1 protein-coding gene is annotated in these 1,330 nt (G+C 43.1%); it reads right to left on the reverse strand.

All coding sequences use genetic code 11. The features are described from left to right. The coding region (locus tag COV52_04605; GenBank protein ID PIR11304.1) for a hypothetical protein at positions 1-1,330 on the reverse strand (1,330 nt) is incomplete at both ends.

Raw genomic sequence — 1,330 nt, forward strand, 5'->3', positions numbered from 1 at the left:
ATTACAAAACTCAACACCGCATAATCAGTAAACGCGGCTGTGTATGCAAGGGCTGAAGCATGCGCACCAGCATGCTTAGAGATCACAGACATATCAGCCAGCTTATTCGCAATCATCAACCCTGCCGCAATCGTGACAAACCAAAAACCCATCATTGTGCTTCTCATTGATTTAGGCGAGAGCACGGTGACTGCCGATAAGCCAATGGCCGATAGGCAAAGCTCACTGATCGCCATTAAAAACATCGAGGCGACCAACCAAAAAAGCGCAATAGCGCCGCTCGGCGAGAACGCTAGCGCCAATACAAGCAATGCAAAAGCAAAAGCACAAAATAAAAAACCATAAGCAAACTTCATCGCAAAGCCTGGCTGCCATCGGCTATTACCTAGTGACAGCCAAATTTTCGCGAGCAATGGCGCAAAGAGAATAATGCCCACGCTTTCAATCGAAGCCAGCACTTCAACTGGCATTTTAAAACCGAGAAAGACTCGGTGCACATTTCGCTCTGCAAATAAAGTTAACGAAGTAAACACCTGCATCCAAATACCCCAGTATATCGCCGAGAACACAAATAAGATGATCAATGAAAACAACCTAAACCGATCCTCGGCCAGGGGAATCTTCATACCACAATAAAGCAGATACACTAATGCTAAAACGCTCAACGCAATCATGCCGATATTCAAAGCATGCGAATAAGGCAGCAAAATGGCTAATGCAAAAACAACGACAACTGAACACGCATAGATAATATTTCTTTGCTGCTTACTCGCCGAACAAGAAACGACATCTTCAGATAGTTTTTCAGGTGTAAAATAGCGCTGCCCATAGGCAAAAGAAATGAGCGAGAATACAAGCGATAAGGCTGCAATCAAAAATGCACTGGAAAAGCCGCTATATTTGATTGCAAACGCCGCCGCCAAGGGTCCTATGACCTGACCAATATTCATACCAAAATAAAACAAGGTAAAGCCCGCATCACGCCTGAGATCATTATCTTGATATAAGGCACCCACAAGTGTAGAAATATTGCTTTTTACAAAACTATTGCCTGCAATTAACAAACCAAAGGCCACATAGAAAACAAACCCCGAATGAAAAGACAGTGCTAAATAGCCAGCAATATAAAAAATGATCCCCAGAAAAATTGAACGATTAAGGTTCAAAAAATTATCGGCCAGAAATCCGCCAAGTACTGGGCCCGCGTAAAGCAATCCCGTGAACGCTGCGTACAATGAATAAGCTTTAATATCATTGAACTTTAATTGATTAACAAGAAAGATCACCAAGCTTGACTGAACCACATAGAAGCCCAAGCGCTCCCAAAGCT

The organism is Gammaproteobacteria bacterium CG11_big_fil_rev_8_21_14_0_20_46_22 (assembly GCA_002796245.1).
GTDB lineage: Bacteria > Pseudomonadota > Gammaproteobacteria > UBA12402 > UBA12402 > 1-14-0-20-46-22.